The organism is Thiohalocapsa halophila, assembly GCF_016583825.1.
GTDB classification, from domain to species: Bacteria; Pseudomonadota; Gammaproteobacteria; order Chromatiales; family Chromatiaceae; genus Thiohalocapsa; species Thiohalocapsa halophila.
On sequence record NZ_NRRV01000074.1, the window covers coordinates 1 to 25,244 of the forward strand.

The 25,244-nt window shown below is 68.5% G+C and carries 17 protein-coding genes and 1 tRNA gene; 11 read left to right on the top strand and 7 right to left on the bottom strand.

Translation table 11 applies throughout. The features are described from left to right. Window positions 1-214: 214 nt before the first annotated feature. The 8 genes from pgsA to CKO31_RS21695 all read left to right on the top strand — a co-directional run bounded on the left by pgsA (window position 215) and on the right by CKO31_RS21695 (window position 12,342). The gene (gene pgsA / locus CKO31_RS21660) at window positions 215-793 is read left to right on the top strand and encodes a CDP-diacylglycerol--glycerol-3-phosphate 3-phosphatidyltransferase (protein WP_200241385.1); all 579 of its coding nucleotides are present in this window, start codon (window positions 215-217) and stop codon (window positions 791-793) included. A 183-nt stretch (window positions 794-976) separates the two neighbouring features. Beyond that, window positions 977-1,052, top strand: a tRNA-Gly gene (locus tag CKO31_RS21665). A gap of 384 nt (window positions 1,053-1,436) precedes the next feature. Next, window positions 1,437-1,898 (top strand): hypothetical protein, encoded by a 462-nt coding sequence (locus tag CKO31_RS21670; protein WP_200241388.1) that lies wholly within the window; start codon window positions 1,437-1,439, stop codon window positions 1,896-1,898. Window positions 1,899-2,229: 331 nt separating this feature from the next. Then, window positions 2,230-5,469 carry an NIDO-like domain-containing protein gene (locus CKO31_RS27310; RefSeq protein ID WP_200241390.1) on the top strand — a complete coding sequence of 1,080 codons (3,240 nt, stop codon included), beginning with the start codon at window positions 2,230-2,232 and terminating at the stop codon, window positions 5,467-5,469. Window positions 5,470-5,625: 156 nt separating this feature from the next. Further along, window positions 5,626-6,180: a PEP-CTERM sorting domain-containing protein gene (locus CKO31_RS21680; protein ID WP_200241404.1), complete on the top strand. Its 555-nt coding sequence runs from the start codon at window positions 5,626-5,628 to the stop codon at window positions 6,178-6,180. 417 nt (window positions 6,181-6,597) lie between these two features. Then, a complete protein-coding gene (locus tag CKO31_RS21685; protein WP_200241406.1) occupies window positions 6,598-9,876 on the top strand; it encodes a UPF0182 family protein in 3,279 nt (1,092 codons plus the stop codon). A 3-nt stretch (window positions 9,877-9,879) separates the two neighbouring features. Next, on the top strand, window positions 9,880-11,004 hold the full coding sequence (locus CKO31_RS21690) for a lysylphosphatidylglycerol synthase transmembrane domain-containing protein (RefSeq protein WP_200241409.1): 1,125 nt from the start codon (window positions 9,880-9,882) through the stop codon (window positions 11,002-11,004). A 12-nt stretch (window positions 11,005-11,016) separates the two neighbouring features. Beyond that, complete coding sequence (locus tag CKO31_RS21695; protein WP_200241412.1) at window positions 11,017-12,342, top strand: ArsB/NhaD family transporter; 1,326 nt, start codon at window positions 11,017-11,019, stop codon at window positions 12,340-12,342. 11 nt (window positions 12,343-12,353) lie between these two features. Here the strand turns inward: CKO31_RS21695 and CKO31_RS21700 are convergent, their stop codons facing one another. The 7 genes from CKO31_RS21700 to CKO31_RS21730 all read right to left on the bottom strand — a co-directional run bounded on the left by CKO31_RS21700 (window position 12,354) and on the right by CKO31_RS21730 (window position 22,169). Further along, window positions 12,354-13,019 (bottom strand): YceH family protein, encoded by a 666-nt coding sequence (locus CKO31_RS21700; protein ID WP_200241414.1) that lies wholly within the window; start codon window positions 13,017-13,019, stop codon window positions 12,354-12,356. 64 nt (window positions 13,020-13,083) lie between these two features. Further along, window positions 13,084-13,944 (bottom strand): HAD-IIB family hydrolase, encoded by an 861-nt coding sequence (locus CKO31_RS21705; RefSeq protein ID WP_200241417.1) that lies wholly within the window; start codon window positions 13,942-13,944, stop codon window positions 13,084-13,086. A gap of 73 nt (window positions 13,945-14,017) precedes the next feature. Continuing rightward, a complete protein-coding gene (locus CKO31_RS21710; RefSeq protein WP_200241421.1) occupies window positions 14,018-16,189 on the bottom strand; it encodes an HAD family hydrolase in 2,172 nt (723 codons plus the stop codon). A gap of 236 nt (window positions 16,190-16,425) precedes the next feature. Next, window positions 16,426-17,307, bottom strand: a complete 882-nt coding sequence (locus tag CKO31_RS21715; protein ID WP_200241424.1) for a Uma2 family endonuclease — start codon at window positions 17,305-17,307, stop codon at window positions 16,426-16,428. A 189-nt stretch (window positions 17,308-17,496) separates the two neighbouring features. Continuing rightward, on the bottom strand, window positions 17,497-18,834 hold the full coding sequence (argA, locus tag CKO31_RS21720; RefSeq protein WP_200241426.1) for an amino-acid N-acetyltransferase: 1,338 nt from the start codon (window positions 18,832-18,834) through the stop codon (window positions 17,497-17,499). A 76-nt stretch (window positions 18,835-18,910) separates the two neighbouring features. Next, window positions 18,911-20,350, bottom strand: a complete 1,440-nt coding sequence (locus CKO31_RS21725) for a sigma-54-dependent transcriptional regulator (protein WP_200241429.1) — start codon at window positions 20,348-20,350, stop codon at window positions 18,911-18,913. A gap of 163 nt (window positions 20,351-20,513) precedes the next feature. Further along, entirely contained in the window at window positions 20,514-22,169 is a 1,656-nt protein-coding gene (locus tag CKO31_RS21730) for a sensor histidine kinase (protein WP_200241432.1), read from the bottom strand. 118 nt (window positions 22,170-22,287) lie between these two features. Between CKO31_RS21730 and sucC the strand changes: the two genes are divergently transcribed. From sucC to CKO31_RS21745, 3 genes are all read left to right on the top strand, one after another. Beyond that, window positions 22,288-23,454, top strand: a complete 1,167-nt coding sequence (gene sucC / locus CKO31_RS21735; protein WP_200241441.1) for an ADP-forming succinate--CoA ligase subunit beta — start codon at window positions 22,288-22,290, stop codon at window positions 23,452-23,454. Between the two features lie 162 nt (window positions 23,455-23,616). Next, on the top strand, window positions 23,617-24,489 hold the full coding sequence (sucD, locus tag CKO31_RS21740; protein WP_200241435.1) for a succinate--CoA ligase subunit alpha: 873 nt from the start codon (window positions 23,617-23,619) through the stop codon (window positions 24,487-24,489). A gap of 178 nt (window positions 24,490-24,667) precedes the next feature. Further along, entirely contained in the window at window positions 24,668-25,006 is a 339-nt protein-coding gene (locus tag CKO31_RS21745; RefSeq protein ID WP_200241438.1) for a P-II family nitrogen regulator, read from the top strand. Window positions 25,007-25,244: the final 238 nt, after the last annotated feature.

Consider the following 25,244-nt stretch of genomic DNA (forward strand, 5'->3'; position numbering starts at 1 on the left):
TGCGGGAAGAAGGTGCGCGGTGCGGGGGAAGGGTGCGCAGTGCGGGGTGGCGCCCACGCACTGCGCACTGCGCACTTCCCACTCCGCACTGCGTATTGAAACGCGCGCCCCAGATGGTTTCGACTCGGCCTGGGCCCCTTCCCGCTAGAATGACTGCGTCTGCCGTTCATCGATCGGCAGCACACCGTAGATACCTCGCTGTAGGAGCCCTGCCTTGGTCTGGAACATCCCGAACGCCCTGACGCTGTTGCGTATCGCGCTGATCCCGGTGTTCGTGGTGATCTTCTACCTGCCCGTGCCCTGGGCGCGGACGGTGTGTGCGCTGGTGTTTACGCTGGCCGGCCTGACGGACTGGCTGGACGGCTGGCTCGCCCGGCGCTGGGAGCAGACCTCGCCGCTCGGGGCCTTCCTGGACCCAGTGGCGGACAAGCTCATGGTGGCCGTGGCGCTGGTCTTGCTGGTACAGGCCGACGCCACGGTCTGGCTGGCGCTGCCGGCGGCGGTGATCATCGGCCGGGAGATCACCGTGTCCGCATTGCGCGAGTGGATGGCGGAGATCGGCGCCCGCGCCCAGGTGGCCGTGAGCATGGCCGGTAAGCTCAAGACGACGGCGCAGATGGTGGCCATCGTGCTCCTGGTCCTGGGCGGACCGGTGCTCGGGCTGCCGGTCACGGGGCTTGGGCTGGTGCTGCTCTATATCGCGGCACTGCTGACCCTGTGGTCCATGGTGCTGTATCTGCGTGCGGCCTGGCCGAGTCTGACACGCACGTCCGTCGACACCGGCGAGGACTGACCGCCGTCGGTTGCCTGACCGCGGCCGGTCTCCTGCCCGTGGGAGCGGCCTGGGGCCGCGACGGGCCGGCAGCACCGTGTCGCTCTGGTCGGCGCAGGAAGCTCGACGCCAAGAGGCTCTGTCACAGCACCGAAACACCGGGTTGACAGTCTCGGCAGCAGCGCTATACTAGCGCGCTCTCAGGCGGGAATAGCTCAGTTGGTAGAGCACAACCTTGCCAAGGTTGGGGTCGCGAGTTCGAGTCTCGTTTCCCGCTCCAAAATCTCATGAAAACGGCGGGCCTGGTTGCTCCCCATCTTGAGGGACGCACCAGGCCCGCCGTTTTTCTATCCTGCACGCATACCCGTCGCCCCGCGCCACAGACCCAGCGCCCGATACCATACGGCTCGGGCCCCTGGACCCCGCCTCACTGCCGCGATGATCGAGCCTGTGATCCATCCACCACCGGGATTGGATTCGGCGCACGACCAAGCTCAGTTGATGGCGACCGCCGCTGCCCCCGTCACGCCGCGCGCAACGGCTCGGTGACCGGCTCCCGGAGCACCGACCTCAGCAGAGGCGCTGCGGTCGCTGCCGTCGGCCTTCCGCCGGCCTCTCCGAGACACTACATTCTCCATGCCGTCAACCTCTGGAGATAAGAGCCATGCTTCGGTTACGCCGCGTTGTCTTATTGTTGCTCTCGGCGCCGGCCTCGCTCTCGGGCCTGGCCGCCGTGCCCGCCGCCGCCGAGACGCCCGCCGCTCACTTCCTGCCCATCGCGGCCATCCTGGATGATCCGCGGCCCGAACAGCGGGTGCGGATCTCGGCCAGCCTTGTCCAGGATCTCGGCGACAACGAGTTCCTGGTGGAGGACGCCACCGGCCGGATCATCGTTGAGGGCGGCCCCGCCTGGTATCACCGCTTCGGCCTACCCGCCGATGAGCTGCTGATCATCGACGGTGAGGTGGAGGTCGAGGACGGGGACCCGCCGGAGATCGACATCCACCAGGTCACGCGCGAGGACGGCGCGGTGCTGCGCATCCGCCCGGCGACCGGGCCGTCGCCCTGGTCCGGCCGGCCCGCGGCGGCCGGCACGCCGCTGTCCGAGCCACCCGTCTGGGAATGAGCCGAGACGTGTCCCCGGTGCCCGCCGCAGCGCGGGTCGACTGGCCCGCGAGCAGCGTGCGACAGGGCATGCCCATCGGCAGAGTCACCGGAGCGTGGCGCCCCGCGGCCCGCCGCTGACCGGCAAGCGGTCCGCGGGCCGTCCGGTTTTGACGTACAAACCGGCCCACTTCCGACGGGCCTGCGTCAGGATGTCGGGCTGCGGTTCCCTGATGAGTGTTACTTGAGTCGCCCGCTGGGTATACTTCCGAGCGATCAGGCCAGTGCGCCCCGATAGCCGGGAGCCGCCGGCTAGGTCCCTACATCGTTCCCGCTCGGAGGAAGTCACCGCCATGCGTGCAGTAGTGACCACCTGGGGCTCGACCCCCGCAATCGCCAGCTCGACTGCTTCTCGGTTCCGACTCGCAGGCCCGGGCCTGCTCGCGGTGACGCTGCTGCTCGCCGCTGGCACCGTCGGCGCCGCCACCTTCACCGTCACCAAGACCGCCGACACCGCCGACGGTGTCTGCGATACAGACTGTTCGCTGCGTGAGGCGATCATCGCCGCCAATGCCAACCCAGGCGCCGACGACATCACGCTGCCGGTCGGCTCCTACACGCTGACGCTCACCGGCACGCCGGAAGAGGGCGCGCTGACCGGGGATCTGGACATCACCGATGACCTGACCATTAACGGCGCCGGGCAGGCAAGCACCGTTATCGACGGCGGCGGCGGGCCGCTGGACGATGCGGGCGCCGCGACCGATCGCGTCTTCGAGATCCAGCAGGGCACGGTCGCGATCAACGATGTCACCGTCCGCGGCGGCCATCCGCCCGTCGGCAGCGGCGGGGGCATCCGCAACGCCGGCGACCTGACCCTCACTGACGCGATCATCGAGGACAACGTCGGCCGCTACGGCGGCGGCATCATGAACGGGCTCTACAGCATCAGCGACAGCAACGCACCGGACGGCCCGACCTACAGCTTCACCGACATCTCCGGGAGCGGTACGCCGCTGAATCTCGGTCCTTCCGGCAGCTCGCTTGAGCCCATCGGCTTCGACTTCAGCTTCTATGGCCGCACGCACACGCAGGTGTTCGTCTCCAGCGAAGGCTACTTGACCTTTACCGACAACCGGACGACAAACCGGTTCAACGACCCCATCCCCGACGAGGACGACCCCCACGATGCCGTGTTCCCGTTTTGGGACAACCTGGACCAGGGCGCCGGCAACGTCTATGTGCAGACGCTCGGTTCGGCACCAAGCCGGCGGTTCGTCGTTCAATACGACGGCATCCGGGTCTGCGATGACAGCTTCAGCTGCGTTGCTTTCACCGATGCTGCGACCTTCCAGGTGATCCTGGAGGAGGGGACCAACAACATCCTGTTCCAATACGTCGATTTGGCGACCGATGCCCGTACCCAAGGCGGCGGGGCCACGGTCGGCATCTCCGGTCCGGAGACCCAGCTCGACGGCGTGCAGTACAGCGTCGATCAGCCGGTGCTGAGCGACACGCTCGCGATCCGCTTCGCGCCGGCCACCGGCGATCTGGTGCTGAGCAGCGTGACCGTGCAGAACAACGACAGCACCTTCGGTGCCACCGGCAACAGCGACGATGTCGAAGGCGCCGGGCTCTACAACACCGGCACCGCCAGCATCGATGCCAGCAGCTTCACGGACAACCTCGGCGAGGACCCGGCCGATCTCGACACCTCCGGCAACGGCGGCGGCCTCGCCAACCGCGGCGGCACGATCACCGTGACCGCCAGCACCATCAGCAACAATACGGCCGGACAAAACGGCGGCGGCGTCAGCAACCGCAGCGGCACCATGACGCTGGACGACACGGTCGTGTCCGGCAACACGGTGTATTGCGGTGATGAGCCCAACGGCGGCGGCGCCGCCAACCGCCGCGGCGAGCTGGCCATCGTCAACGGCAGCCAGATCATCAACAACACCCTCGACGGCGACGGCTGCGATGCCTCCGGCGCCGGCATCATGACCCTGTTCGGCACCGTGCGAGTCGAGGACAGCGAGGTCTCCGGCAACGTCTTCACCCAGGACGAGAGCAACGGCGCCGGCGGCGGCATCATGGCGCGCATGAGCACCGTGCTCGTCGACAACAGCCTGGTGACCGACAATGTAACGGACCAAGGACGCCCACCGGGCTGTTGCACCGGCGTCACCGGCGGCGGCATCGATGCGGTCAAGAGCGTTGTCGAGGTGCGCAATGCCAGCGATGTCTCGCGCAACGTCAACAACACCATCTCCCCGACCGAGGTGACGGACAGCCTCGGCGGCGGCTTCCGCGTCATCAGCAGCAACCTGACCGTCGCCGACAGCACCGTCAGCAACAACGACGCCGGGGCAGCGAGCGGCGGCGGCATCGCCAACGTCGGTTATGCCGACTACAGCGTCATCGACAGCAAGAGCTCGCTGGGGCCGACCTTCAGCTTCGAGGATATCTCGACCACCGGTACGCCGCTGGCGCTCGCCGACGGCAGCGACCAACAGGTCGCCATCGGCTTCCCCTTCCGCTCCTTCGAGGTGACGACCGGGGATGTCTGGATCAGCGACGACGGCCGGCTCTACTTCGGCGGCAGCGCTACTGATCCGAGCGTCTTCGGCTTCAACGATGACCTGGACCCGACCACGGGCACGCTCTACTACGACACCCGCGGCACCGCGCCGAACCGCCGCTTCATCGTCCAGTATCAGGATATGGGATTCGTGGGCGATTTGGACGCCGGCGCCGTCACCTTCCAGATGATCCTATACGAGGGCAGCAACGACGTGTTGATGCAGTACGCCGATGTCGAGGACAGCGACCGCGCCCGCGGCAGCGACGCCGAGGTCGGCGTCCGGGGCGGCGCCGGCAGCCTGCCGAGGTCGGGCGAGAAGTTCGAGTACAGCAGGTTCAACCCGGCGCTGAGCAATGGCCTGGCGGTGCTCTTCCCGGCCACCGGCAACCTCAGCGTGAGCAATACAAGCGTTGCGGGCAACAGCGCTGGGGACACCGGCGGTGGCATATTCAACGACGGGATGGTCGGGATCGTCTCGGCCTCATTGAGCGATGTCGATCTGTCGGGCAACAACGCGACCGGCGGCGACGCCGATCTGGCCGACGTCAGCGGCGGCGTGACCGGCTCGACGGTGCTCAACGGCAGTGCGGACGAGGAAAATTTCCCGGGCACCGAGCTTGATGACGACATGCAGGCCGTACCCGGCAATCGTGTCGTCGATGCGGCTGCGGGGAACGATATCATCCGCCCGAGCGGTGCCGCGCAGATGCTGACCGGCGGGCCTGGGACCGACACTTTCGTCTACGACACCCTGACGCTGAACGGGACGACCATCACCGATTTCGACCCCGGTGCACCGGAGTTGCTCGATCTCTCGGCAATCATTGCCGGGTTCGGCAGCCCCGCCGACCCGCTCGGCGAGGGCTATGTCGTGCTGTTCCCGTTCTCGGGCAGCACGGTCTTGTTGGTGGACCCCGACGGCAGCGCCGGGCCGGCTCCGGCTACCCCCTTCCTGACGCTGCTCAATGTTCCATCGGGGTCCGTTGTGGCCGACAACTTCGTGTTTTGACGGGTCTTCGAGAGCGCCTGAGCCGATGTCGCGTCCGTGACGGCCCTGGGCTGCGCGGCCCTGACTGTCTTCGCGGCCTGTATGTCTGTTGACGGCTCCGCAGCCCTCGCAACTGCCTGATTCTCTGGTTCTCATCCAACTGTCTGGAGAACTTCCATGCAACTCCGCCCGATTCGCCATCGCTTCGCTGTCTCGTTGATCGCCGCATGCTCCTGGCTCGGGAGCGCACAGGCGGCGATCGTCAACTATGACTTCACCGTCGATGCGGCCGGCGCCCTCGCCACCGATCCCGGAAACCCGTTCACGGGCAGCTTCAGCTTTGATGGGTCGCTCCCGTTCCCGACCGACCTGAGCAGCTTCTCGTTCAGCTTCGTCGACAGTGCGGGGGCTGCGGCGAGCTACGGTCTTCTCGATGCGGATACGAGGCCTACAGCCGAAAGTGGTCTGCTGGCCAGCGGCGCCTTCACCGGAATCTCCTACCAAGTCGGGTCCGGCGACCCTGACTTCGCGTTTACCTTCTCGGCGGGCTTCGGCACCTTGAACCCGGGTGCTGTCGGTCCCGTTTTCAATTACCGCTTCCAGGGGACCGACTACACCGGCTCGCTTCTGGAGATCACGGAAGCGGCGGTGCCCGCCCCGGCAACGCCGGCGTTGCTGTTGATCGGAGCCGTCTGGCTGATGGGCTGGCGGCGTTTTGCTGCCGGCCGTTGAGGCGAACGAGGCGAGTCTTCCCCTGGGTCTGGACCATCCGGCCTTGAGATCGATCATCAGCTCGAGGAATTTGCCAGGGATGGCGGCTGAGCCGGCCGGCGGAGGCGCTCGCCTTTTCGGCTGGTCGACGCAACGGTGACTCCCCGGCCTGAGCCGGGCTGCATCAAGATCGCTGAGGGAGCAGCTCGCGATGCATCGGCGCCTGCCGCCGGCCACTGAAGACGGCGCCATTCGCGTGCCATCCCGCAGCCTAAGCACGACGACGTTGAATCTTCACCGGAATCCTTTCAAGACTCGCGCCTGTCGTGTCTACGGGCTCATCGGGACGTGGTGGCAGCAGCGCCCTTCGCGCCTGTGGCCGATGCTGGACCGGAGCCGATCAGAAAAACAAGCCCACTCGCTGACCCCATGAGCAGTATGTCTTCGTTCGACACCGATGTGCCGCTGATGGCGGCGCCTGTGGCTCCGTCCGGCCATAAGCTTTGGACCCGGGCCGTGACCCTGGCCTCGATTCTGGTCATCCTGTTCACGCTGGACAAGCTCAGCGTGCTGATGGCGCACTACTGGCTCTTGGAGAGCCTGGACCTGCAATCGGTCTTTTGGACCAACTTCCGCATGGGTGCGGTGCTGTATCTGCTGGCGCTCTTCGTCTATGCGGCGGCGGCCTGGATCCCGGCCTTTCTGCATCCGCTGAAGACCCGCGGCTGGATCATGGCGCCGGGCTTCCTGCTCGCGACGGTCGCCGCCTACCTGCTCGCGCTGCACTACCATGACTTCCTGTTCGGGACCCAGTCCGTCGGCTTCGGCGAGGAGGACCCGGTTTTCGGGCACGACCTCGGCTTCTACGTCTTCGATCTGCCCTACTTCTGGGTCATCTGGCGCTTCCTGCTCGGGGCTACGCTGCTCTTTCTCGGCTCGGCGGTGGCCTGCGCCTTTGCCGTGCGCCCGCGCGGCGAGCCGCCGGCGCACCTGAGCCGTCTCGGCGCCTTCCTCGGCGGCATCGCCACTGCGCCTGTGCGCCTGGGCGTGCTGCTGGTGGGCTTGGTGGCCGCGGCCGGCGTCTGGCTCAGGCGCTACGACATGCTCGTCTGGGACAACACGGACTCCAGCGTCTATGTCGGCGCCGACGTGCTGGACGTGGCCGGGGTGCTGTCGAATCTGAACTACATCAACGTGACCTCGCTGGTAGTGATCGGCATCGCGCTGGCGTTCGTGTTGCTGCTCGGCCAGCTCGCGCAGGCGGTGTGCGGTGCTGCCGAGCCCGACGGGGCGCCCGGCCGGGGCAAGGTCCGCTGGGGGCTGGCGGCCGGGCTGATCGCGGCCCTGCTGGCGCTCGACTTCGCGTTCAAGGTCGGCGTGGAGGTGCGCGATCTCGTGGCCGTCAAGCCCAACGAGCCGGTCGTGCAGCTGCCCTACATTGCCCGGCACGTGGATGCCACCCGCGCCGCCTACGGGCTGGAGGACATCGAGGCCATCGATTTCATGCCCAACGGCCAGGATGCGCCGCTGCCGGACGCCGAGGCGCTGCTGGCGAGCCCGACGCTGCGCAACGCGCCGCTGTGGCCGGGCTTCCAGGCCTACCTGGAGCGGCTGCTGGACCCGCAGCACGCCGAACGCATCCTGGTGACGGGCGGCGACCCGATGATCTACGGCCCGACGCTGGACATCTTTCAGCAGGAGCAGAAGCTCCGTACCTATTATCGATTCCTGAGCGTGGACAACGTGCGCTATGAGCTGGACGGTGAGAAGCGCATGCTGGTCAGCGCCGTGCGCGAGCTGCCGCTGTTCGAGCCGGTGCCCTGGCTCAACTACTGGGGCCAGCGCTACATGCTGTTCACGCACGGCTTCGGTGTCGCCATCGCCGAGGCCGGTGCCGTGACGGTGGAAGGCACCCCGCGCTTCGTCTCCTTCGACATCCCGTCCAAGGTGGCCGATCCGGCGCTGGCGCTGGAGAACGAGCGGGTCTACTACGGCGAGGGCGCCGAGACCATGGCCTTCAGCAACGTGGACCGGATGCAGGAGCTGGACTATCCCACCGAGCAGGACCGCGCCGAGCTGCTGTTGCCGGAAGACGTGCACACCGGCATTTATCTGGATTCATTCCTGAAGCGTCTGGTGCTCGGCTGGCGCAGCGGGCGCCTGAGCGAGTTCCTGTTCAGCGACCTGATCAAGGACAACACCCGCGTGCATTACATCCGCACGCCCATCGAGCGCCTGGAGCAGGTCGCGCCCTTTCTGTATTTCGATACCAATCCCTACGCCGTGGTGGCCGATGGGCGGCTGACCTGGATCGTCAATGCGCTCAGCACCTCGGACCGCTACCCCTACAGCATGCGCGGCGAGCTCGGCGACAAGTCCGACGAGCGCACGGCCTTTCCGCGCCCGACGCGCTGGATCAACTACGTCGAGGACTCCGTGAAGGCGACTGTCGATGCCTTCGACGGCAGCATCCGACTGTATCGAATCAGCGATCAGCCGGTGGTCCGCACCTGGGCGACGGTCTATCCGGAGCTGTTCGCCGCCGCGGAGGCGATGCCGGAGGGGGTGCGCAAGCAGCTCACCTATCCGCTGCACCTGTTCCATCTTCAGTTTGACGACCTGTACATCTACTACCACATGGCCGACCCGATGTACTTCTTCAACCTGGAGGACATGTGGGACGACGGTGACGAGGTGCTCGGGCCGGTGCTCGACAGCGGCAAGGCCATTACCTTCTCCATCGAGCCCTATCCGCTGCTGCTCGAGACCGGCGGTGCGCTGCCCGCGTCGGCGGAGTCGATTCAATACGCCATGGCCATGGTGTTCACACCGGAGAAGGCGCTGAACCTGCGTGCCATCCCGATCGTTTATCAGGATTGGCCGGACTACGGCAAGAAGATGGTCCTGCAGGTGCCGAAGGGGACTTATGTGATGGGGCCGGAGCAGGCGGACGCGATCATCGACCAGGAGCCGAGCATCTCGCAGAAGCTGTCGTGGTGGAACCGCCGCGGCATGGAGGTGATCCGCGGCCATACCATCCTGCTGCCCCTCAGCCATGCGGGCGGTGACGAGGTGCTGTACGTGGAGCCGATCTTCCTGCGCTCGGAGCAGAACCCGGTGAGCCAGATGAAGAAGGTCGCGGTGGTGTTCCGCGACAAGGTCGCGCTCGGGGACACCTTGGCGGACGGCGTACGCGAGGTGCTGGCGTTGCACCGCGGCGGTGCGGGTCCGGAGAGGGGCGGCCCGCCGGCGCATGCTGCGGCGCCCCGGGCTGGGGCAGGGAGCGGGCTCGGCGAGCCAAGACGGACGGCACCGATGCCCGCACCGCCCGCTGCACCGACGCCCGCGCCTGCTGCGGCGATACCGTCTGCGCCGATGCCCGCGCCGGGTGCACAGGCGTTCACGCCTGCTGCGCCGACGCCTGCACCCGAGCTGGCGCCGGGCACCGCCCGGCCAGCACCGGCACAGGAGACCTCTGCGCCACCACCGGCGCGGCGGCCGGCGGCGCCGGCCTATCCCGGCCGCTATGGACCCGCGCCCGGCTATGGCCGTCATCTCCCGCCCGGCTATGCTGTGCCGAGAGCGCACGGCGCCTATGGTCCGGCCTACGCCCGGCCGCCCTTCGCACCGCCCGCCCTGCCGCCCGCGCGCGGCGATGGCGCTGCGGCGGCACCGAGGCCGGCCGCGGGCGTGCCGCACCGTGCAGCAGAGGATTGAGCCATGACAGCAATGAATTCGACCGGCAGCCCCGCCGCCGTCACCCGCGTCGGCGACCTGATCGGCACCTTTCTGTTGTCCTATCTGATCGCGGCGGCGCTGATCGTCGCCCTGGTGGACGTAGCCGGGGTTTGGAACGTACTCGCCAACACCCGCCTGCTGGATGCGTTGATCTCCGGCGGCTTCATCAAGTATCACGACATGCAGATGGGCTTCGTGCACGGGATACCCGAGGTCGAGCTCTATCTGCTCTCGCAGGACCCGGTGGATTGGCGGCTCATGCTCGTGGTTGTGCTGCTGCTGCTGATCTATTGGCTCGTCAAGGCGGTGCAATTCCATGGCCTGGCGCGCTTCTCCGGCGTCGGCGGCGGCTTCGGCGAGCATACCCGCGCCTTCTATTACGGCGTCGGCTTGAACAGCCTGCTGCCGTACAACATCGGCGAGCTGGCCACCGCGCAGGCCCTGGCGGGGCAGGGGCAGCGCCTGCGCGATGCGCTGAACGCGCTGTTCATGCTCAGGCTCTTTTTGGGGTTCGAGATCCTGTTTTATTCCCTTGTCGGCCTGATCGCGTTGGGCTGGGGCACCTGGCTGACGCAGGTGTTCTGGGGGCTGGTGATCTTCTTTGTGCTGTATCTGTTCATGCGCGGTACCCGGCCGACAGAGGACGACGGCACCCGGCAGCGCATCTGGCCGGAGGTGGGCCACGCCTTGGCCGCGCTGGCGCGGGACCCGCTGCATCTGGCCCAGTGGTGCCTGTTGTCGATCCTGGCGTTCTCGCTGGAGCACCTCGCCGCCTATCTGACGGTCATGGCCTTCACCTCCGAGAACGTCATCCTCAACGTGGACTTCTCCCTGTTGGTGATGGCCATTGTGGGCGGCTATATCGCGCGCATGATCCCGCTGACGCCGGGCGGCATCGGCCAGTTCGAGTGGGGCTTTGCGGCCGCGCTCTATCTCGGTGGGCTGGGCTTTCCGGAGTCCGCCACCATCGCGCTGCTCTACGGCCTTGTCCGCTATCTGATCAGCACCTTACTGACGCTCACCGTGCGCGTGAGCTATGGCGTCGAGACACACGTGGGCGCCGTGCTGGCGCGCTTCTCGCGCGTGGACGCTGCGACGGACGCCTGACGGAGCGGCGTCATGGGCGAAGCTGCAAGATTCGCGATGCCGGTCTCGATTCTGGCCTTAACCATCGGGCTGGCGTTGGTGCGCCCGCAGCTTGCGTCGCTGCGCATCGGCATCGCCGGGGCGGCGCTCATTGGGGCCACATTGGTGCTGCTGAGCGGCGTCGTGCCGTTGGATCTTGCCTGGAATACGGTCCGTCGCCTTGCGGTGCCGCTGACGACCATCGTGTCGTTGATGACCATCACGCTGGTGGCGGCGCGCGTCGGGCTGCTGGAGCTGCTCGGCGAGGCCATCGCCCGCGGGGCTGGTGGCGACGGGCGCCGCCTGTTCACGCTGATCTTCTGGTCCGGCACCGCGGTAGGCGCCCTGTTCACCAACGACGCGGCGATCTTGTTGTTCACGCCGATGGTGCTGATCATGATGGACCGCGTCGCGCTGCCGGAATGGCGCGAATCCCAGCGCCTGCCCTATTACTTCGCCGTGCTCTATGTCGGTAACCTCGTTGGCGCCTTCGTCATCAGTAACCCCATCAACATCGTCGCGGCGAGCTTCTTCGGCATCGATTTCGTGGAATACAGCATGTGGATGCTGCTGCCGGCCGTCGTCAGCATGGCGGTGAGCTGGTGGGGGCTGCGGATTGCGTTTCGCCGCGATCTGCCGCTGAGCTGTCGGCGTTCCGAGCGGGCGCTCGGGCTGCCGAAGAGCGCGGATCGGCGCCTGCTTCAGGCGACGGCGGGCATTCTGGTCTTGACCCTGCTTGGTTTCCTGACCGAGCGGTTGACCGGGCTGCCCACCTGGATGGTGGCGGCCACCGGCGCGCTGTCGCTGCTGACGCTGCTGGCTCGGCGCGGTGAATCACCGCTGCCTATCCTCGCGCGTATCGATTGGCACGTGCTGGTCTTCGTCTGCGGCATCATGATCGTCACCGTCGGGCTGCGCAACGCCGGGATCACCCATGTCTTCGGTGACATCATTGCGCGGCTTGGCGGCGGCTCCCTGCCGGGGTTGCTGCTGTCGACCAGTCTAACGGCCGCCGTCAGCTCCGCCTTCATCAACAATCATTCGACCGTGGGCCTGATGATCTGGGTGATCGAGGACTTTTCGCTGCCGGCGCTGCAGCAGAACCTCCTGGTCTACGCGGCCCTGATCGGTGGCGATCTGGGGCCGAAGATGCTGCCCGTCGGCTCGCTCGCGGCGCTGATGTGGTTTCGGATGCTGCACCTGCATGGGGTGTCGGTCTCGGTCTGGCGCTATATCGTCCTCGGCATCCCGATCACGCTGGCGGCGGTCCTAGCGTCGGTGCTGACGCTGATCCTGCAATGGTGGCTGGTCTCAGGGTGAGCGCGCGTGGGTCAGGGCAGGCTGCCCTTCAGGCTGCTGAGCTCGGACTCCAGGTCCTCCATGCGCCGCTCCAGCTGCGCCACGCGCTCGGCCAGCTCTCCGCGGTCGGCATCGCTGGCTGCGCCGGTGCTCGGTGCGGGGGTGGTTAGTGCCTCCAGCTTAGGCTCCCCGCACAGCAGGTGCGCGAAGCGCTGCTCGCGCGCGCCGGCCTGGCGGGGTAGCTCGCGCACCAGCGGCGGCTGGTGGGCGACGAGGCTGTCGAGGGTCTCGTGCACCGTGGCGAGGTCCGGCAGGTCCGCGAGGCGTGCGGCGTTGGTGCGCAGCTCGCCCGGCGTCTGCGGGCCGCGTAGCATCAGCGCGCAAAGCAGGCCGAGCTGGCGGCGGTCGAGCATGTAGGTGCCGGCCAGCTTGTGGTCGTAGCGCTCGGTGCGGCCGCTGAAGCCGGCGTGGATGAGACCGCGCTCGCGCAGCTGGTTCACGGTATGGCCCACGTCGCCCTGGGTCAGGTGCATCACGGGGTGGCGGCTGCTTTTTTGGTTGCAGGCGGACACCAAGGCGTTCAGCGTCAGCGGATACTGGTCCGGTGTGGTGCGCTGCTTCTCCATCAGGGCGCCGATGACCCGCGCCTCGATGGGGCTCAGTAGTGGCTCGGGCTGGTTGTCGTCGTCGTCATGCATGGTGGTCGTTTTTTCGGGGCAAGCGTCTGCCGGGCGCCGCCCCGTCCGGTTGGGCCCGGTGCGCTCAGGCTTCGATGTCTCCCCAAAGCGCCACGGTTTCAGGCAGGTAGTGGGCAACGCCTTCCAGGATGCCCGCCGAGTAGTAGCCGTTCATGCCGTGGAAGTCGCCCTTGGCCTGGTAGAGCCGGTCCGGGTAGCCGGCGGCCTCGGCGAGGCTCGCGGCATCGGCGCGCACGTCCGCCGTGGCATTGGCCACCAGCACGGCGTTGATGGGGCCGGTCAGCATGGCTAGGTCGTTGCCGCTGTCGCCGGCGCAGACGGTGCGCCCGGCCTCCAGCCCTTCGTGCTGGATCAGCCATTGCACTGCGGTGAGCTTGCTCGCCGCCGCCGGCAGCACGTCCAGCAGGCCGGTGCCGGCATGCTCGTCCAGGCTCCAGACCAGGTTCGCGGCGACGCCGGCGGCGACGAAGCGCGCTTCGATCTCGGCGAGCCGGGCCGGGCGGTCCCACTCTTCGGGCGTGTAATAGCTGAGCTTGCAGGGGCCCTGCTTGGCGGGCTCCTGCAACAGCAGGCCGTCCACGTCCGCGATGAGCTGGTGCAGGGCGTCGCCATCGCGCCCGCCCCAGCTGGCGGCGATTTGCCGTTGCCAGTCGTGCTGCGGCAGCCATTCCCGGCCCTGCACCCGGTAGATGCTGGTGCCCACGTCGCCGATGAGGAAGTCCGGCACCGGGATGTCGAACTCGTTGATGGCCAGGTCCACCAGCGCGTGGTGGCGACCCGTCACATAAGCGACGCGCACATCCGGATGTGCCGCGAGCGCCCGAAAGCGCGGCCGGGCGCTGGTGGACTCCGGCTGGGAGCCGTTGGGCAATAGAGTGCGATCCAGGTCGGTGCAGACGAGGATGGCGCTGTCGGGTGCGGACATGCTGCCCCCTTTGCTGTGCGGTTGAGGATGGTGGGTGCCGGCGGACGCATGGGGCGCCGTCCGCCGGGGTGGCTCAGTTGCCCGTCTTCGGCGTCGATGCTTTCGGCACCTGGCAGGCTTCGAAGAAGCGGTAGTAGTCGATGGCCTCCATGATGCCGGCGGCGTAGGGCGCCTCCGCGAAATAGATGCCCTCGGTGTCGATGAGCTTGGACAGCTCCTCGTGATGGCGGTTGGCTACCACCACGGCAAGGGTGTTGCCGCGCATCATATCCTCGTCGGCGCCGCTGCCGCCCGCCGCCAGGCAGTGCTCCAGCGGGATGCCCCACTGGTCGGCCACATAGCGCAGCGCAAGCCCCTTGGATGCGCGCGCAGGCACCACGTCCAGGAACTGCCCGAAGGAGAGGTTCAGCTGCACGTGCAGGTCCGCCTGGTGCAGCAGGCTGCCGATCTCGTCCAGGCTCGGCGCGACCTCCGGGTCGATATAGAAGCTCACCTTGAAGCGGCTCTGCTCGGTGCGCGGCTGGCGCTCGATACCGGGCAGGTCCGCCAGCGCGTCCCGCACCCGCCGCGGATACCACAGGTAGTCGATGTAGCGCGACCAAGCATAGTCGCGGGTGAGCTGCGGCGCGTAGTAGATCTCGGTGCCGAGGCCGGTAATGAGCACGTCCGGGCGCGGGATGCCGTAGCGGCGCATGGTGGCCAGCGCGGAGTCCAGGCGGCGCCCGGTGGCGATGCCGAAGCTGGTGCACTTGCGGTTCTCGCGGATGATGCGGATGAAGTCCGCCAGGGCGTCCGGGTCGCCAAGCAGGTTCTGGTCCAGGTCCGTGAAGATGGCGCGGTCGTGATAGAGCATGGGACGGCGGGTGACCGGCGCCCGCGGCGCCGGCTCCACCTGCGCCAGCAGGGGGGCGACGGCGTTCATGTAGCTCTCGGCATGGGCCTCCCAGGAGTAGTGCTGCTTGACCCCTTCGACGCCGTTCTTGGCGTACTGGCGCCAGCGGTTGCGGTCGCTCAGGATCTTCAGCAGGGCCTTGGTGATGTCCTGGGTGTCCAACGGGTCGATGAGGATGCCGTTGGAGCAGTGCTTGACGATGTCGATGGGCCCGCCGTCCTCGGTGGCGACGATGGGCAGGCCGCTGGCGGCGGCCTCGATGAGCGTCAGGCCGAAGGGCTCGGTGAGCGCCGGGTTGATGAACACGCCGCGGGACGCCGCCGCCAGCTGATAGAGGATCGGGACTTCGTCGGAGCTGTGGTGCTTGGGATAGGCGACGCGGCTGTAGAGGTCGTAGAGGTCGATGAGGATGAGGATATCCGTCAGCACCTGCTGGGCGCCCGCGTCCAGCTCGCGGATGTCGTCGCGGTTGCCGGCGACGATGACCAGATTGGCCAGCTCCTGCAGCTCTTCGGATTCGCCGTAGGCCTCCACCAGGGTGGCGATGTTCTTGCGCTCGTCCGGTCGGGAGAGGGCCAGGATCATGGGCTTGCGCGGCTGGTGCAGGAAGCGCTTGAGCTCCTGGCCAATGGGCGCGCGCTGCTCGGCCCCGTCCGGCGGATGGAAGCGCTTGAGGTCCGTGCCCGGCGGGATGACGCTCATGCGCTCGGGCTGGTAGTGGTCGTAGAGCCCGTACTGCTCTTCGATCTCCTGGGTGGTGCTGGTGATCACCAGGGCCGCGGCGGCGAGGGTCTCTTCCTCGGCGTCGATGCGCCGGTCCATGTTGTAGCGCTCGTCGATGGCCTCCTGCTTGATGCCGGAGGCGAGCAGGCGCTGGCGCTTGACCCGGCCCAGGGAGTGGCCGGTGTGCACCAGCGGCACGCCGAGCTGGGCCGTGAGCCTGGCACCCACATAGCCCGCGTCCGCATAGTGGCTGTGCAGCAGCTGCGGCAGGTCGTCCTGCTCGCGCAGGAAGGCCAGCATATTGTCGGAGAAGGCGTCCAGGTGATCCCAGAGCTGCTCTTTGGGCAGGTAGCCGGGCGGACCGGCCTCCACGCGTACGATGCGCGCGCCGTCGCCCAGGTCCTCCAGCGGCTCGGCATAGTCGCGGTCGACGTTCGGGTCGTCCACCAGCCGCGTGAACAGATCCACCCGCTCGACGTTCTCGCGGGCCGCCAATGCCCGCGCCAGCTCAACCACGTAGAGGACCTGCCCGCCGGTGTCGGCATCCCGGCCGAGCTCCAGATTCCGGCCGCGGATCAGGCCGTGGACACTGATGAGTGCGATATAGAGGGAACGACGCTCGTCGGACATGGGTGTAGGGCTGGCACTGGACTCGGGCTATCAGCCTAACGCCTGGCGGCTTTCGTCTCTAGTGTGGTAAGCCGCAAGACTGTCCGAGGAGGGGCGTCTGGCGAAAGGCTGCGCGCGGCGGACAGCGCGGAGCGCCGCAGCAGAGCGCCCCGATTCGACGGCGATCTGCCCGGCCCTTGTTGGGCCCGCTCCCGGGCCCGGTGACGGCCGCCTAGTGGCTGCACCGCGCGGCGGGGTTACCCGTCGCGGTCCTTCCCCTCTGCAAGCCGTGCGCGCAGGCGCTCAAGCTCGGCCTCGGCGTCGCGGGCGCGGGCCTCGGCGGCGGCGGCTTCGGCCTTTGTGGCTGCTGCATCGGCCTGCGCCGTCTTGGCCTCGGCTGCGGACGCTGCCGCGGCGGACTTGGCGGTGTGCGCCTCGGTGCGGGCCGCATCGGCGTCTGCCTTCGCGGTGGCGGCCTCTGTCTGTGCGGCCTGCGCTGCCGCTTGTGCCGCCTGCGCCGCCGCCTGGGCGGCCTCGGTGTCGGTGGGCAGGATGTTGCCGTCGGCATCGGCCCAGCGCAGCCAGCGGGTCTCGATGCCGGCGTATTCGCCGTCCCACCAGCGCAGCGAAAGATTCAGCAGCGGGCTCGGAATGCGGCCGGGCGCGTCGGGCGTCAGCGGCCGGTAGCGGCCATCCGTCAGGGTGAAGCCGGCGAAGTCCTCCGGGTTCCAGGGGTCGAACCAGAAGTACTCGGCCACGCGCAGTCGATCCTGGTAGATGCGCTTCTTCTCGATTTTGTCGGTCTGGGCGGTGCTGTCGGACAGCAGCTCGATGATGACGTCCGGGGCCTTTTCCTCGTCCCAGACGACCCAGCTCTTGCGCTCGTGCGGGGACACGCCGAGTACCGCGAAGACATCCGGTCCGCGGAAATCCTTGTCGCGCAGCTGTTCGCTGCTGAAGTACAGGAACATGTTGCCGCCGACGAAGCAGTCGCCGCGGGCCCGCGCCCAGGGCGTCAGGCCATGGATCAGCAGCTCCATCTGCAGGCGGTGGCGCAGCGTCTCCATCGGCTCTCCGTCATCGCAGGGCAGGTCGTCTTCGGTCGGCAGAGTCGGCAGCCGCAGCGCGGTGTCGGACATGGTGTGCTCCCGGCCCCGCGGACCGGATGTCGTTGATAGGATTCGATGTTCTCGGCATTTAGCCCGATGACGTCGCCGTGGTCAACGTCGCCGTCCGGCACGTGCTGCGCATCGCCGCGGCACCGCCCGAGCCCGGCCCGTGTTGAGCCCGCCGTGCTGTTGCGCTGCGGCACACAGCCGCTGACAAGGTCACGGCTCGGTGCCGGTGAGGCGCTTGATGTAGACCTTGGAGCTGCGCCGGGCGTTGTAGGCGGCCCGTCGGGGCGGCGGCAGGTCGTCGACGCCGGCGGGCTCGAAGCCGCGCTCACGAAACCAATGCGCGCTCTGGGTGGTGAGGACGAAGAGCCGGGTCAGGCCGCGCTCGCGGGCGAGGGCCTCCATGTGCGCGAGCAGGCGGTCGCCGCGGCCGCGGGTGCGATAGTCCGGATGCACGGCGACACAGGCCAGCTCGCCGGTCTGCTCGCCGGGCCAGCAGAACAGGGCCGCGCAGGAGACCACGGTGCCGTCGCGCTCGGTGACGCGGAAGCGGTCGATGACCTCTTCCAGGTCCTCGCGCGGGCGGGGCACCAGCACGCCCGCCTGCTCCAGCGGCTCCAGCAGGGCGCGGATGCCCGGGATGTCGTCGATGCGCGCCGGGCGCAGCTCCTCGAAGGGGCGGTCGGAGATGAGCGTGCCGGCGCCGTCGCGGGTGAAGAGCTCCTGCAGCAGGGCGCCGTCGCGCCGGCGCGGGATCAGGTGCACGCGGCGGATGCCGCTGCGGCAGGCGTCGGCGCCGGCACGCAGCGCCTGTGCCAGCTCCTCCGGCGCGGTGTGCTCCGCCAGCAGTGCGTCCACGTCGCCGGCCAGCAGGTTCGAGGCGGGGCGGCCGTCAGTACCGGTGACGCCGCCGCCTTCCGCCAGAAAGATCAGCTTGTCCGCCGCCAGCGCCACCGCGGCGGCTCGGGCCACGTCGGCGGCCGCCAGGTTGAAGACCTCGCCGGTGGGGGAGTAGCCGATGGGCGGCATCAGCGCCACGGCGCCGGCGTCGAGCGCCGCGCGCAGCGCCTCGCGGTCGATGCGCCGCACCTTGCCCGTGTGCTGATAGTCCACGCCCTCGAGCACGCCGATGGGCCGGGCGATGGTGAAGTTGCCGGAGGCCACGGGGATGCGCACGCCGGCCATGGGCGAGTTGGCGAGCCCCATGGACAGGAGCGCCTCCAGCTCCACCCGGGCGCTGCCGGCGGCCTCCTTGACACAGCTGAGCGCCTGATCGTCGGTGATGCGCAGCCCGCCGACATAGTGCATCTCGGCGCCGCGCTCGGCGAGGCGCCGCTCGATCTGCGGCCGGGCGCCGTGTACCAGCACCAGCCGGATACCCAGGCCATGCAGCAGGGCGATGTCGTGCACCAACGCCGGCAGCGCCGGGTCGTCCAGGGCCTCGCCGCCGAAGGCGATGACGAAGGTCCGCCCGCGGTGGGCATGGATGTAGGGCGTGCACTGGCGGAACCAGTGGGCGAAGGCGGTGGCGTTGCTGTTGGTGGCTGACACGGCGGGATTGCTGCTGGGGGCGGCTGCTGTCTCTGCGTCCTGCGTTGCGGCGACAGGCCAGTCTCCGGGCGCCCGATCAGTCCAGGCCGAGCTTGCTCAGCCGGTAGCGCAGCGAGCGTGGGGTCATGCCGAGCAGCTTGGCCGCGGCGGTGCGGTTCCAGTGGGTGGTGTCCAGGGCCTTGAGTATGGCCTTTTTTTCGATCTCGTCCAGCTTGGCTTCCAGGGGCCGATCGCCGATGTCGATGTCCGCGTCGGGTGCGTCGGCGGTCTGCTGCTGGGGCGATGTCGGCGCGACCGATTCCGCCGCGTCGCTGCTACCGGGCTGCGTCTCGGCCGCGCTCGCTTGGCGATCCGGCAGCCGCAGGTCCGCCACCTCCAGCACCGCTGCGTCGGACAGCGCGGTGGCCCGCTCCAGGATGTTCTCCAGCTCGCGGACATTGCCGGGGAAGTCGTGGCAGTGCAGCGTCGCTCGGGCGTCGGCGGACAGGCGCTGCGGCTCGCCGCCGATCTGTGCGGCGATGCGCCTGAGGATGCTGTCGGCGAGGACGTCGATGTCCTCCGGGCGCTCGCGCAGCGGCGGGATGAACAGCTCGATGACGTTGATGCGGTAGAAGAGGTCCTGGCGGAAGGCGCCGCGGTCCACGGCCTGTTTCAGGTCGTGGTGGCTGGCGCTGATGATGCGCACGTCCACCGGCACTTCCCGCTCGGCGCCGACGGGCCGCACGCTTTTCTGCTGAATGGCGCGCAGCAGCTTCACCTGCATGGGCAGGGGCAGGTCGGCGATCTCGTCCAGGAACAGGGTGCCGCCCTGGGCGGCCTGGAACAGTCCCTGCTTGTCGCTGACGGCGCCGGTGAAACTGCCTTTGCGGTGGCCGAAGAGCTCGCTCTCCACCAGCTCGCCGGGAATGGCGCCGCAGTTCACGGGCACGAAGGGGGCATCCGCCCGCGGCCCCAGGCTGTGCACCAGGCGGGCGGCGAGCTCCTTGCCGGTGCCGCTTGCGCCGCTGATGAACACCGGCGCCTGATTGCGGGCCAGCTTGGCGATGAGGGTGCGGATCTCGCGCATCTGTGCCGAGGTGCCGAGCAGGCCGGAATCGCTGCCGTCGGCGTCGGTGACGGCCGGCGCGAGCGGCGCTCCCAGCTTGAGCGCGGCGTGAATGAGGTCCCGCAGCACATGCAGATCCAGGGGCTTGGCGACGAAGTCGAAGGCGCCCGCCTTCATGGCCGTCACGGCGGATTCCATGTTGCCGTAGGCCGTGATCATGGCCACCGGCGTCTCCGGGTGGTGCGCGCCGATCTCGCGCACCAGCTCGATGCCGTCGCCGTCGGGCAGGCGCATATCCGTGAGACAGAGATCGAAGCTGCGCCGGGCCAGCAGCCCGCGGGCTTCGGCCAGGCTGCCGGCGGTGCCCGCAACGACGCCGAGCCGGGCACAGGTGATGCTGACCAGCTCCAGGATGTCGGGCTCGTCGTCGACGATGAGCGCAGTCGCTTTGTGCGCTGGCGATTTGGACATTGGCTCGGAGCTCAGGGGCTCGCAGTTCGGGACTCGTGATGGGGCTTGCGGTGGACGGCTCGGCGCGTCGCTCGGCACCCGTGTGGCGCCCGGGCGCAGCCGCGGCAAACAGGCGACCGACAGGGGTGGTGCCGGCGCCGCGGTGCCCGGCTCGGCGCGGGGCTTAGACCGCCGCGTCGGCGGCAGCCTCCGCGATCCGGTGCGGGCCGAATGTCAAGCGAAAACGGCCTTCCGTCAGCTCAGCGGGACTATACTCCAACCGAATTCCGTTCGCTTCTGCCAACTCCCGCGCAATATAGAGACCGAGCCCCGTGCCGCTGACCGAGGTCGTGAAGAAGGGCTCGAAAATCTGGCGGCGGTTCTCTGGGGGGATGCCGGGGCCGGTGTCCATCACGTCCAGCTGTACGGTCCCTGTGCGCCCGTCGCGGGCGGCGCGCAGCACCACCTGCGGCGGCGCGCCGTCGCGGGTGCCGTGCTTGAAGGCATTGTCGCAGAGATTGCGCAGGATCTGACCCAGGTGGCGCGCGTCGACGCGCAGGGGCAGTGGGTTGGTCGCCGCCACCACGCGCATGCGTGCGGCGCGGTCGGGGTGGCTCTCGCGGTACTCGTCGGCGAACTCCCGGACCCATGCCGCGAGATCCACGTCGTTGCGCTCGGCGGCATGGCGCCGCGATAGCTGTAGGATGCTGGTGACCGTCTCGTCGATGCGCAGCGCATTGCGCTGCAAAATCTCGAGCAGGTTGGCATCGGCTGCGTCGATGTGCTCGGATTCCCCGAGCAGCTGCGCCGCATGCGTCACCGACGACAACGGGTTGCGGATGTTGTGGGCGATGCTCGCGGTGAGCCGCCCCAGTGCCGCGAGCTTCATCTCCTGCGCCTGGCGCACCAGCTCGCGGCGGTCGCGCAGATAGATGAGTGCGCCATAGGCGCGGCCCTGCCCCAACAGCCGCAGGCTCGGCAGCACCTCGTTGTCGCCGATCTGCACCAAGGTGTCGTCCTGCTCGCCGTCACTGCCGTCGCGCAGCCGCTCCAGGAACCAGTCCCGCAGTGTCGGTGCCAGCAGGAACAGGCTGTCGCCGGGCTGTGCCTGCGGCGCGCCGAGCAGCCGCCGGGCGGCATTGTTCAACAGTAGCAATCGGCGCTCGCCGTCGATGGCCACCACCCCCATGGACATGCGCTGGATGACGTGCTCGTTGAGCCGCGACAGGTCTGCGAGGTCGACCTTGCGCCGGGCGGCCAGGCGCTCGGTCTCGCGCAGGCGGCGGGTCATCACGTGCGCGAGCAGCGCCACGGCGAAGTAGGTCAGCCCCAGCAAGCCCGCCTGGGTGTAAGTGCCGGACTGGGTGCCGTCGTAGAGCTGGGAGTAGAGCTGCTGGGTTATGACGGCGAGCGTCGCCAGGGATGCGAACAACAGCGACAGCCGGCCCTCCATGAGAATGGCGCCCGCGATGACGGCGATGGCGGGCAGCAGCCCGAGCCCGCTGGCGACGCCGCCGGCGAGGTGCATCAGCAGTGTGTAGACCGCGATGTCGAGAAAGATCGCGATCTGAATCTGGTGTGCGCGGCTGGGCCGCTGGGAGCCGATCATCAGGCCGCCGGCGAGAATGCTCAGGCCGTGCAGGCCGAGGACGATGCGCGCGGCGTCCACGGTGGCGCTGGTGCCGAGCCAGGGCTGCGCTACCGGATACGAGAACAGCAGCAACAGCAGCGCCGCGAGCACCAGCCGGTACAGAAAGAGCCAGGTCAGGGCGCTGTCGGCGCGAAACACTCGCCGGATCGCGCCGGTGCCGTCAGTCGAAAGGGCTGAGTCCTGATCCATGCCGGTTGCGCTCGAGCTCGCCGCGCTTCTGCCTTTGCCAGCGGAAATGCATTGGCACAGAATATCGGATTCCCTGCGCTGCCCGCCGGGCTCGCTGCCAACCGCCGCCGACACCGCCATGCATCTGCACGAATACCAGGCCAAGACGCTGTTCGCCGACCACGGCGTCCCGGTGCCGCCGGGGCGAGTGGCGGACAGCGTCGAGGCCGCAGTGGCAGCGGCCCGTGCGCTCGGCGGTACGGGCTGGGTAGTGAAGGCGCAGGTGCACACCGGCGGCCGCGGCAAGGCCGGCGGCGTGCGCCGCTGCACCAGCGCGGCCGACGTGGGCGCGGCGGCGCGGGCGCTGCTCGGCTCGCGGCTCGTCACGCACCAGAGCGGGCGCGAGGGCCTGCCGGTGGGGCAAGTGCTGGTGGAGTCGGTCTCGGCCGTCGCCCGCGAGCTTTATCTCGCGGCCCTGGTGGATCGGGCCGCGGGCCGGGTGGCCTTCATGGCCTCCGCAGCCGGCGGTATGGACATCGAGACCGTCGCCGCAGAATCACCCGAGCGACTGCTGCTGACCCGTGTCGACCCAGCCATGGGCCTGTTGCCTTGGCAGGCGCGGCGCCTGGGCTATGGGCTCGGCCTGGACAAGCCGCAGGTGGCGGCGCTCGGCGAGACCCTGCAGGCACTCTACCGGCTCTTGCAGGGGGCGGATGCAAGCCTGGTGGAGATCAACCCACTGGTAATCACCGGCGATGGCCGGCTGCTGGCGCTGGACGCCAAGGTCAACCTGGACGACAACGCCCTCTATCGCCATACCGAGCTGGCGGCGCTGCGGGACACCTCCCAGGAGGACGCTCGGGAGCTCGCCGCCGCGGCACATCAGCTGAGCTATATCGCCCTGGACGGCGACATCGGCTGCATGGTCAACGGCGCCGGACTGGCCATGGCCACCATGGATCTGGTGCAGCTCCATGGCGGGAAGCCGGCCAATTTTCTGGATGTCGGCGGCGGCACCAGCGCGGAGCGGGTGGCCGAAGCCTTCAAGCTGATCCTAAGCGACGGGCGGGTGCGCGCCGTGCTGGTGAACATCTTCGGCGGCATCGTGCGCTGCGATCTCATCGCCGAGGGCATCATCGCCGCCGCCCGCGAGGTGGCCCTAGATGTGCCGCTGGTGGTGCGCCTGGAGGGTACCCGCGCCACCGAGGGCCTGGCGCTGCTCGCCGACAGCGGCTTGGCGCTCACCACGGCGAGCAGCCTGACCGACGCCGCGCAGCGGGCCGTCGCCGCCGCCGCCGGCGACTGACTGCGAGCGACCGCGCCGGGCGATGCCGATACCGACCTCTGATCGGGAGCAAGAAGGGTCTCCGAGCTTCAACAGCGCTGAGCTCGGTGAATGCCGATCGATTGGCGTTTCCTGTGCGGGCCAGGACGGCCAATCATCGGCATCTACCTAGAGGAGCGAATCATGGGCGTTCTCGTCGACGCGGACACACGGGTCATCTGCCAGGGCTTTACCGGCAAGCAGGGAACCTTCCACAGCGAGCAGGCCATCGCCTATGGCACGCAGCTGGTGGGGGGCGTCACCCCGGGCAAGGGCGGTCAGCGCCACCTGGACCGACCCGTGTTCGACACCGTGCACGATGCCGTGGCCGCCACCGGCGCCGACGCCACCATGATCTATGTCCCGGCGCCCTTTGCGCCGGACGCCGTCATGGAGGCCGCGGACGCCGGCGTCCGGGTCATCGTCTGCATTACCGAGGGCATCCCGGTGCTGGATATGCTGCGGGTGCGTGCGGCCCTTGCCGGGCACGACAGCGTGCTGATCGGACCCAACTGCCCCGGCATCATCACCCCCGGCGGCTGCAAGATCGGCATCATGCCGGGGGCGATTCACAGCCCCGGGCGCGTCGGCATCGTCTCGCGCTCCGGCACCCTGACCTACGAGGCAGTGCACCAGACCACCGCCGCCGGCCTCGGCCAGAGCACCTGCATCGGCATCGGCGGCGACCCCATCCACGGCCTGGATTTCATCGCCTGCCTGGACCTGTTCGAGCAGGACCCGCAGACCGAGGCCGTGCTGCTGGTGGGGGAGATCGGCGGCGATGACGAGGAGCGCGCGGCGGCCCACATCGCCGAGCACGTCACCAAGCCCGTGGTGGCCTATGTCGCCGGCGTCACCGCGCCGCCGGGGAAGCGCATGGGGCATGCCGGGGCCATCGTCAGCGGCGGCGCCGGCACGGCCGAAGGCAAGTACCGGGCACTGGCCGCTGCCGGCATCACCACTGTTCGCTCGCCGGCGGACATGGGCGCTGCTGTCGCGCAGGCGCTGGCGGCTTGAGCGCGGGCGAGTGTCTGCCGGCGGCTGCGTCGGGCTCGGCCATCGGCAGGCCCGTGCTGGCGCCGGCAACTCCATGTCACCTCCGCGGTAGCTCGCCCTCCACGCCGCTGGTGCCGACGGCGGTGCGCTCTTATACTCCATGACCAACGCCTGTCTCCAGCCCCAACGGGAGGACCCGATGAAGAAGGTCGAAGCCATCATCAAGCCATTCAAGCTCGACGACGTCCGCGAGGCCCTGTCCCAGGCCGGTATCACGGGCATGACCGCCATCGAGGTCAAGGGTTTCGGCCGCCAGAAGGGCCACACGGAGCTCTACCGGGGCGCCGAGTACGTGGTGGATTTCCTGCCCAAGGTGAAGATCGAGCTGGTGGTTGCCGATGACCAGCTCGACATCTGTGTCGATGCCGTCACCAAAGCGGCGCGCACGGGCAAGATCGGCGACGGCAAGATCTTCATCAGCACCATCGACCGGGTGGTGCGCATCCGCACCGGCGAGGAGAACGAGGCGGCTGTCTAGTGCGGCGTTGCCCAGCTAGGCTGCTGTCGTTGTCGACGCTGCGCGCGGCGACGATCTCGGCCACGCGCAGCGTCTTCGATCGGGTGCCTCGGCTGCGTCTCTGCCGTGCTCGCAGCTGCGGACTTCGGCTGACCGAGGCTGTCGGTCGGTAGGCACCCCGGGCTGGTAGCCCAGGTGCCGCCCCGACCGACGCCGGGCAGACCAAGGCCGGGCAGATTGGGGGCTGGGCCGATTGGGG

What these genes read in the sequence shown, in the direction of transcription:
- CKO31_RS21745 (WP_200241438.1), top strand. Translation starts at nt 24,668, where the DNA reads ATGAAGAAGGTCGAAGCCATCATCAAGCCATTCAAGCTCGACGACGTC.
- CKO31_RS21705 (WP_200241417.1), bottom strand. Translation starts at nt 13,944, where the DNA reads ATGTCCGCACCCGACAGCGCCATCCTCGTCTGCACCGACCTGGATCGC.
- CKO31_RS21670 (WP_200241388.1), top strand. Translation starts at nt 1,437, where the DNA reads ATGCTTCGGTTACGCCGCGTTGTCTTATTGTTGCTCTCGGCGCCGGCC.
- sucD (WP_200241435.1), top strand. Translation starts at nt 23,617, where the DNA reads ATGGGCGTTCTCGTCGACGCGGACACACGGGTCATCTGCCAGGGCTTT.
- CKO31_RS21700 (WP_200241414.1), bottom strand. Translation starts at nt 13,019, where the DNA reads ATGCATGACGACGACGACAACCAGCCCGAGCCACTACTGAGCCCCATC.
- CKO31_RS21685 (WP_200241406.1), top strand. Translation starts at nt 6,598, where the DNA reads ATGTCTTCGTTCGACACCGATGTGCCGCTGATGGCGGCGCCTGTGGCT.
- CKO31_RS27310 (WP_200241390.1), top strand. Translation starts at nt 2,230, where the DNA reads ATGCGTGCAGTAGTGACCACCTGGGGCTCGACCCCCGCAATCGCCAGC.
- CKO31_RS21680 (WP_200241404.1), top strand. Translation starts at nt 5,626, where the DNA reads ATGCAACTCCGCCCGATTCGCCATCGCTTCGCTGTCTCGTTGATCGCC.
- CKO31_RS21730 (WP_200241432.1), bottom strand. Translation starts at nt 22,169, where the DNA reads ATGGATCAGGACTCAGCCCTTTCGACTGACGGCACCGGCGCGATCCGG.
- CKO31_RS21725 (WP_200241429.1), bottom strand. Translation starts at nt 20,350, where the DNA reads ATGTCCAAATCGCCAGCGCACAAAGCGACTGCGCTCATCGTCGACGAC.
- CKO31_RS21690 (WP_200241409.1), top strand. Translation starts at nt 9,880, where the DNA reads ATGACAGCAATGAATTCGACCGGCAGCCCCGCCGCCGTCACCCGCGTC.
- CKO31_RS21710 (WP_200241421.1), bottom strand. Translation starts at nt 16,189, where the DNA reads ATGTCCGACGAGCGTCGTTCCCTCTATATCGCACTCATCAGTGTCCAC.
- CKO31_RS21695 (WP_200241412.1), top strand. Translation starts at nt 11,017, where the DNA reads ATGGGCGAAGCTGCAAGATTCGCGATGCCGGTCTCGATTCTGGCCTTA.
- sucC (WP_200241441.1), top strand. Translation starts at nt 22,288, where the DNA reads ATGCATCTGCACGAATACCAGGCCAAGACGCTGTTCGCCGACCACGGC.
- CKO31_RS21715 (WP_200241424.1), bottom strand. Translation starts at nt 17,307, where the DNA reads ATGTCCGACACCGCGCTGCGGCTGCCGACTCTGCCGACCGAAGACGAC.